The sequence below is a fragment of the Halopseudomonas pachastrellae genome (genome assembly GCF_900114765.1).
Classification (GTDB): domain Bacteria; phylum Pseudomonadota; class Gammaproteobacteria; order Pseudomonadales; family Pseudomonadaceae; genus Halopseudomonas; species Halopseudomonas pachastrellae.
In genome coordinates this window covers 1-7,083 of sequence record NZ_FOUD01000039.1, presented here as the reverse complement: position 1 = coordinate 7,083, position 7,083 = coordinate 1, and the positions used below count along the sequence as shown (strand labels likewise).

At 52.0% G+C, this 7,083-nt stretch carries 8 protein-coding genes; 5 read left to right on the top strand and 3 right to left on the bottom strand.

The features are described from left to right. Window positions 1-240, bottom strand: a 240-nt coding sequence (locus tag BM116_RS18360; RefSeq protein ID WP_139222385.1) for a helix-turn-helix domain-containing protein, incomplete at its 3' end; no start/stop codon positions are given. A 599-nt stretch (window positions 241-839) separates the two neighbouring features. Between BM116_RS18360 and BM116_RS18355 the strand changes: the two genes are divergently transcribed. After that, entirely contained in the window at window positions 840-1,301 is a 462-nt protein-coding gene (locus BM116_RS18355; RefSeq protein ID WP_083729409.1) for a methyltransferase family protein, read from the top strand. Window positions 1,302-1,517: 216 nt separating this feature from the next. Here BM116_RS18355 and BM116_RS18350 read toward each other — a convergent pair whose 3' ends face one another. Then, window positions 1,518-2,438 (bottom strand): cation diffusion facilitator family transporter, encoded by a 921-nt coding sequence (locus BM116_RS18350; protein ID WP_083729407.1) that lies wholly within the window; start codon window positions 2,436-2,438, stop codon window positions 1,518-1,520. Window positions 2,439-2,816: 378 nt separating this feature from the next. Between BM116_RS18350 and BM116_RS18345 the strand changes: the two genes are divergently transcribed. From BM116_RS18345 to BM116_RS18330, 4 genes are all read left to right on the top strand, one after another. Next, window positions 2,817-3,146 (top strand): hypothetical protein, encoded by a 330-nt coding sequence (locus BM116_RS18345; protein ID WP_229744518.1) that lies wholly within the window; start codon window positions 2,817-2,819, stop codon window positions 3,144-3,146. Window positions 3,147-3,570: 424 nt separating this feature from the next. Further along, complete coding sequence (locus tag BM116_RS18340) at window positions 3,571-3,972, top strand: GtrA family protein (protein ID WP_008930568.1); 402 nt, start codon at window positions 3,571-3,573, stop codon at window positions 3,970-3,972. Next, complete coding sequence (locus tag BM116_RS18335) at window positions 3,956-4,984, top strand: glycosyltransferase family 2 protein (RefSeq protein WP_083729405.1); 1,029 nt, start codon at window positions 3,956-3,958, stop codon at window positions 4,982-4,984. The genes BM116_RS18340 and BM116_RS18335 overlap by 17 nt, the downstream gene beginning before the upstream one ends. Continuing rightward, on the top strand, window positions 4,968-6,464 hold the full coding sequence (locus BM116_RS18330; RefSeq protein ID WP_083729403.1) for an ArnT family glycosyltransferase: 1,497 nt from the start codon (window positions 4,968-4,970) through the stop codon (window positions 6,462-6,464). Before BM116_RS18335 ends, BM116_RS18330 begins: the two co-directional genes overlap by 17 nt. 182 nt (window positions 6,465-6,646) lie before the next feature. On the opposite strand, the gene BM116_RS18320 is transcribed toward BM116_RS18330, so the two are convergent. Beyond that, window positions 6,647-7,083, bottom strand: a 437-nt coding sequence (locus BM116_RS18320) for a transposase (RefSeq protein WP_139222361.1), incomplete at its 5' end; no start/stop codon positions are given.

Sequence of the window (7,083 nt, the reverse complement as noted above, 5' to 3'; positions counted from 1 at the left end):
CAGCTCGGTGCCAGGCATCAGCTTTTTTTGTGGGCGGCAGGGCATGCGGCGCTCGCACGTCGCTCGCTGGGCATGCTGGGTGATGTACTCGCCTTGGGCGCCGCGGTTACGACGGATCTCGCGACAGATCGTCGAGGGGCTGCGGTTAAGCATTCGGGCAATGGCCCGCTGGCTCATGCCGCGCAGCAGACCGACCTGGATGTTGGAGCGTTCTTCGAGACTGAGTTCGTGGTAAGACATGGCGACACCGTACAGGAAAGGTCAGGTGTTGCACTCAGTTTTTGCGGCCGCCGGTGTTATTATTGAAACCTGCCCAAGAGCTTCCTCTCCCGGGTACGTGTACCGGTGATGAAACTTGGTTTGAGGCGGTCTCGTTGAGGCCGCCTTTGTCGCTTCTGGGAGAGCCCCCAGTGCTAAGCAGCCATATGCGTCGAAGCGCAAAGCCTCGACCAAAGCTGTTCGCAGGCCCTCTAACTCGGCATTTCTCCAATCTTATGAACTCGCGCTGAGTACGGACGGCGGGAATTATCTGCAATTATCTCGGCAGAGATAATTGATCAATATTTAGCCACCGCAATTGAGCAGCGCCTCTCAAAATTAATCCTTTAGACACAGCAGGTTACAGAACAAATGTCCTAATTTTTGCCTTATCTCGGCATGCCCCCGTTAAGCCTTAGCCAAACCGTTTCTCTGCTGGCTTAATCGCATCACGCTCCACAGCATCGAGTACCTTCACCAGCCCACGGCTCTGATGTGGCCACTTCTGCAGAAAAGCCTTACAGAACAGAAGCCTACAGCCTAAATGAATGAATTTTCTCCTTATCTCGGCATGGCCCCCTATGAGCGCGCTGGAGAACCGCGTGCCACCGCTGCTCGTAGCGGTCCTGATCGCTCTGCTGATGGGGTTGTCGGGACCCAGATTGCCGAGCATCGAACTGGCATGGACCGAGCGCCTGACCTTCGCTTTGCCGGTACTGCTCCTGGGGCTCGGCGTGTGCCTCGCCGGCGTACTGTCGTTTCGCCGCGCTCGCACTACGGTCAATCCACTAATGCCGCAGCAGGCTTCGGCATTAGTGGAGGCTGGCATCTACCAATACAGCCGCAACCCCATGTACTTAGGCTTCGCCATTATCCTTGCGGCTTGGGCGCTGGCCTTGGCCTCGCCTCTGACCCTGCTGGGCGTGGTTGCTTTCGTGCTGTACATGAACCGTTTCCAGATAGCAGCCGAAGAGTGGGCGCTGGAAGCACTGTTCGGCGAATCATTCGTCCGCTACCGCGCACAAGTCCGCCGCTGGCTCTGAGCCTCGGCGGCGTTAGCGACTGCCGGGGCATACTCGTCACATCAGCATGCCGAAGATGCCCACGACCTAGCCTGATCTCCTCGTGAGGAACTGATTTGGGCACATGCCGCTAGCATGTCTCTGGTCGATGACATAGCGGCAACGAGTGATGTCACAAGTTCACTCCGGTTGATATCGAGCTAACTGTCTAGCAACAGCGTTGAGCGCAAAGCAGGCTTATGCTTCGCTGCGATGACTGTCGGCCTGCCTGGTGTCGATACAAACACTGCCGTCTAGTTCCATTTCAAGTGTCGAGTGGCTGACTTTGAATTGCTCATGAAGTACTCGTTTTAAATCAGTCTTTACTCGTTCAATTTCGGGCAGGCTAGCCTTCTTGATGACAACGTGAGCTTCCAATGCAGTTGAATGTTCGGCAATTTCCCAGACATGTACGTGGTGAACACTCACAACGTCGTCCACTTGCTCCATGACATTGATTATATCAGTGATGGAAACTCCTTCTGGTGCGCCCTCCATTAACAAGTGAATGGTTTTAGGCAGCATGCTAAAGCCCTGCCAGAGCACGTACCCAGCAATCATCAGTGTCAGGACAGTATCCGTCCAGTACCAGCCATACAGAAGAATCAATGTTCCGGCAATAATAACCCCGACGGAGGCCAGCGCATCCGACACATTGTGCAGGAATGCCGCCTTTATATTCATGCTATTCTTAGACATTGTGTAGGTGAGCAAGGCCGTGACGACATCTACAATCAAGGCTATTCCCGCCACCACGACCACTGTCCATCCTTCAATGGGCTGTGGGGCAAAAAACCGACCTATAGCTTCGTAGATGAGGTAGAGACCAACGATAATCAGCGTGACCAAGTTAATCAAAGCCGCTATGGTTTCACTGCGTCGGTAGCCGAAGGTTTTAAAAGCATCTGGCGGTTTGCGACCGATTTTACGTGCGATGAGCGCAATAACCAGTGATGCGGCATCGCTCAAGTTATGTAGCGCGTCAGCTATGAGTGATAAACTGCCAGAAACTATTCCTCCAACAACTTGTGCCAGAGTTAGCACAGTATTAACGCCAATGGCAGCGATTAAACGCTTATCGCCTATGGCTTCGGTGTTATGGTTATGTTCGTGAGCCATTGGTTTTTAACCGTCCTTAAATAACATAAGACAAGGATAGGGAGCCCAAAAAAAGTAATAGATAATACTAGCACCAATACCATCTGGCCTTCCAAACCACACTGACAGAAATGCGACCACTCTCAAGCGAGTTCGTGCATTATCGTCTGAAACTTGCCGATAACTGGCCGATCCCTCTCAAACGTTAAACGACGTTGCTCGCTAATGATAGATGATACGGCGTCAATCCGAGGATGACAAGATTGTAATCTTCCAATCATTCTTTTCGTAGGATAGGCCCTTGCAGATTGGTGCGCCTCGGTGCTGACATGACGAAGCAAGGCGCTCATGTCACCGCGCAATGGAAGCATTACATTTCAATAATGTAATGCTTGGCTCATGCTGCTGTTAGCTTCAATCACGCAAAATTCATTCGAACCTGCAGGGCTCAGCGAGAAAGCTCAGCAAGCCACCTTTGAATTTAGCGAGGACTGCCCTATGAATCTGTTGAAAGCTATTGTTGTTGGTTTGGTAATCTGCGGCTCCGCATTGTCTTATGCAGAAGATGGCTATGACCGCTCAATTAAATTTTATGAAAAATTCCGAGCAGATCAAAAACGAATTCACGGAACCGAATCCGCCAAACGAAAAATAGACGAATTACAGATTAAGGATACCCGCCAAGATCAGAACAATACGGAAAGCAAGAAAGAAACCAAAGCTGACTAACCGCTTCATATCTGAACGATATTCGCCTCCGGCAGCTTCCAAGCTCCTTTGGAAGCAGTTGCACTCTAAGCGCCTTCGGGGCGCTTTTTTGTTTCCATAACTTGCCCGCAACATCGCTACCAGCGAATCGCCCTTGATTTATAGGGTATACGGATTTAATGGTTGATGGGGTGAAGGTGCCCCATCAACCATTAAATCCGTATACCCAAAATGTCTTATCCGGGGCTGAACCGAAAATAGAATACTCTTGCTGTCTGAAAAAGCGTGAGCTGATGCTTGGATCCCGATATGAACTATCCAGTAATCTGTCTGTCTTAACTGGGATATCCCTGATTCCTTATTCCGGTATTTCTCGAATCCGGCATCGGAAAAGGAATCTTGGCGCATGAGGTTTAACTCGTTATCGGGACTGGATCCATTATAAATGAACGTCGGAATTAATCAGAGTAGCCTTAAAAGAATAAGTGGATTTATTGCCGCCGGAGGAATGGCAACCCTTTTCCATTGGGCGGCCATGTCCGGCCTGGTTCTGCTTGGCATGGCCCCCGTAGCAGCCACCTTTTCTGGAAGCGTTGTAGGAGCGGTTACCAACTACTGGTTGCAGCGAACTTTGGCCTTTCCAAACGCACGCCCACACATCCAGGCCATCTGGCGATATGCCTTTTCCTGTTCACTCGCAGCTCTCCTGAACGTTCTGATCTTTTTAGTCCTGCATCAACTGTTTGAAATCTCTGTTGTGCCTGCTCAGCTTCTAACCACTGCGGCTGTCGCTGTATTTAACTATGTTGTCTACCAAAGGCTGGTATTTCATGAACAAACCTCTTGAGACTTCCCGTGCGCCGAATGAATCAGAGCTGCTTTCCCTGGTGGTTCCGGTGTTCAATGAGCGTTCGATGCTTCCCCTATTCTTTGAGCATGTATTGCCGATCCTTGCGAGCCTCGATATTCGCTCGGAGATCGTGGTTGTGGACGATGGTAGCGAGGATGGCAGTGCCGAATTTGTTAGGACTTTCATTAAAAGGAAATCGAGCATCCGTCTCGTCAAGCTAAGCCGCAACTTTGGCAAAGAGGCAGCGGTAACAGCAGGGCTGGAGCATGCCAAGGGGGATGCGGTGATCGTTCTGGATGCGGACCTTCAGGATCCACCTGAATACATTCCCGAGATGGTCAAGAGTTGGAAGTCCGGCTTTGATGTCGTTCTGATGCAACGTCGATCACGTGTAGGCGAGAGTTTTCTCAAGCGCTGGAGTGCGCACCTTTTCTATCGCTTGCTGAATAAGACCAGTCGCACTGAAATCCCGGTCGACACGGGTGATTTCCGATTGATGAGCAGGCGGGCAGTTGATGCCCTTCTCCGGTTAGGAGAGCGCAACCGCTACATGAAGGGACTCTTTGCCTGGGTTGGTATGCCAACGACGATCATCGAATACGACCGGGCATTGAGAGTGGCTGGCGAGAGTAAGTGGGACTACCCGGGCCTGGTCGGCCTGGCCCTTGAAGGCCTGACTTCCTTCTCAGTGTCACCTCTCAGATGGGCAACGCTTGTCGGCTTGCTGGCCGCCTCCGTTGGTGGATTGTTCGGTGTCTGGATTGTAGCGAAGGCAATAATGCTCGGCGATCCGACTGACGGCTACCCATCGTTAATCGCCCTCATCAGTTTTCTGGGCGGCATACAACTGGTGAGCGTTGGTATCGTTGGTGAGTATGTGGGCAAAACCTACATCGAATCGAAACAGCGACCACTGTATCTGACCGAAGAAGTGGTCGAGAACAAAGAGGTATCAAGCCGAGACCAAATCAGCAACTTCAGAGGCGTCAAGAATGTTAAAGCGATTTGAGCCCTGGTTCTGGGTACTGGCTGCCGTATTGTTCAGTCGCTTTATCGGAATGACGCTGTTTCCCTTCGTGGATACAACGGAGCCCCGATACGCTGAAATCGCTCGGTTAATGGCTGAATCCGGGGACTGGATAACGCCCTGGTTTGAACCCGGCGTTCCGTTCTGGGGGAAGCCTCCCCTGTCATTCTGGGCTCAAGCGGCCTCTCTAAAGATATTTGGACTGTCTGAATTCTCATTGCGGCTACCGGCATGGTTCGCCACGATTGGAATCGTATGGCTGACGTGGTGCCTCGCAAATCATGCGCGAGGTGCTGCGGTCGCTCGGTGGTCTACTCTTGTGCTTTCCACGATGGCACTCACTTATATCAGTGCTGGCGCAGTCATGACGGATACATTCCTGGTTTTTGGAACGACCCTCTCTCTGGTGAGCATGTGGTTCGTGCTTTCGGGCCGGTCTGACTATTGGCGCTGGTGGTTTTTCGTGGGCCTGGCTATCGGCTTGTTGTCAAAGGGACCGTTGGCTGTTGTATTGACCGTTACCCCCCTGGTGCTATGGGCTGCTATTTTCAGGCAGCAGTTACAACCGTTAAAAAAATTACCCTGGCTTCTTGGCTCACTTCTGACACTGGCGATTGCCGTGCCATGGTACGTGCTCGCTGAATTGAAAACGCCCGGGTTCCTCAACTATTTCATCATTGGCGAACACTTTAGCCGGTTTCTGGACCCCGGGTGGGCCGGCGATTTGTACGGTAGTGCCCATGACCGGCCCAAGGGCATGATCTGGATATTCTGGATTTGGGCTTCATTCCCCTGGGGTATCATTGGCTTGGTTGGCTTTGGCCTTGCGGCGGCGCGAGGCAAAACAAAGGATATATTCACTGGTGCTGTTCAAGACGCCTCAACGCTGTATCTGTTGTTTTGTGCGATAACGCCAATGCTGTTCTTTACCCTGGCAGGCAACACGCTCTGGACTTACATACTTCCTTCTCTGCCGTTCTCGGCCATTCTGATTGCCGGATGGGTGTCGCAGCTCAATTTACGTCCCTGGTCCAGAATCAGGTCGGGTGCTGTATTACTTGCACCCGTTCTCTTTACCCTTTCTGTGTTCATAGGTGTGAGCGGAGTAAAACCACTAAAAACCGAGAAGCAATTGATAGGCCGGTATGAGAGCATTCAGCAAGCGGGAGACGGTCCAATCTTTTACATTGGCAAGATGCCATTTTCCGCACGTTTTTATTCGTTGGGCGACGCTGTCGAAATCACCTCCACAGAATTCGACAGTCTGCTGGACGCTGACGGGTACGCCAGGGTCTTTGCCGCAATTCCAAACGATGCGGTAGATAAGGTTCTTGGTCCGCGGGCCACTGACGCTCAGAAGCTGGGGGAGAACAAACGGTACCAGCTATTCTCGATCGATCTTCCGCCAACAGACAGCCAGAATGACCCCGTTGATTCTGAATTAAACTCGAAGAATGATTAATGACGCAGCTGATTACTGCTAAAACTGAGTCTTTGAAGGCCGGATTTTCAAGATGGCTGGCCTTTTGGCAGTGATCTAGTCCGGAAATGGCAGTAAAATCAGAATCCTGGCTCCTCCGTTTTTCGGGTATACGGATTTAATGGTTGATGGGGCACCTTCACCCCATCAATCTGATACCACCCTCAGATGGTTGATAGATCGACTCCGTAGTTGAGTTCCTCTGCGAAGTCCGGCAGTCCGTAACCGATGGTTTTCTTGTAGAAAGGAGAGACCTTCGCAGTCGGTGCCTTCTTCTTGTGCTTCGTGGTGTAGAGCATTCGTGCCCGCATCACCTCGAAGGAGTAACCGCGCCCTTCACGGTTCTTGTCCTTGGCCAGTCGGTTGATGGACTCCGTGTAAGCGTTGGTGACGGGCATGTCCGTCTCGAAGTAGGTCATGGTCTCTTCGCGCCAGTTTCCCACTGCCCTGACCAGATCGCTCCAGACTTCCTTTTGGCCCTTCGGGATGGTGGCTATCCACTCGTCCAGGGCGGCTTCTGCCTGGAGCCGTGTGGTGGCGTCCCAGATGCCGTAGAAGCGCTCCTTGTGCTCGTAGGCGGCCAGCAGTTGCGGGAACGCGC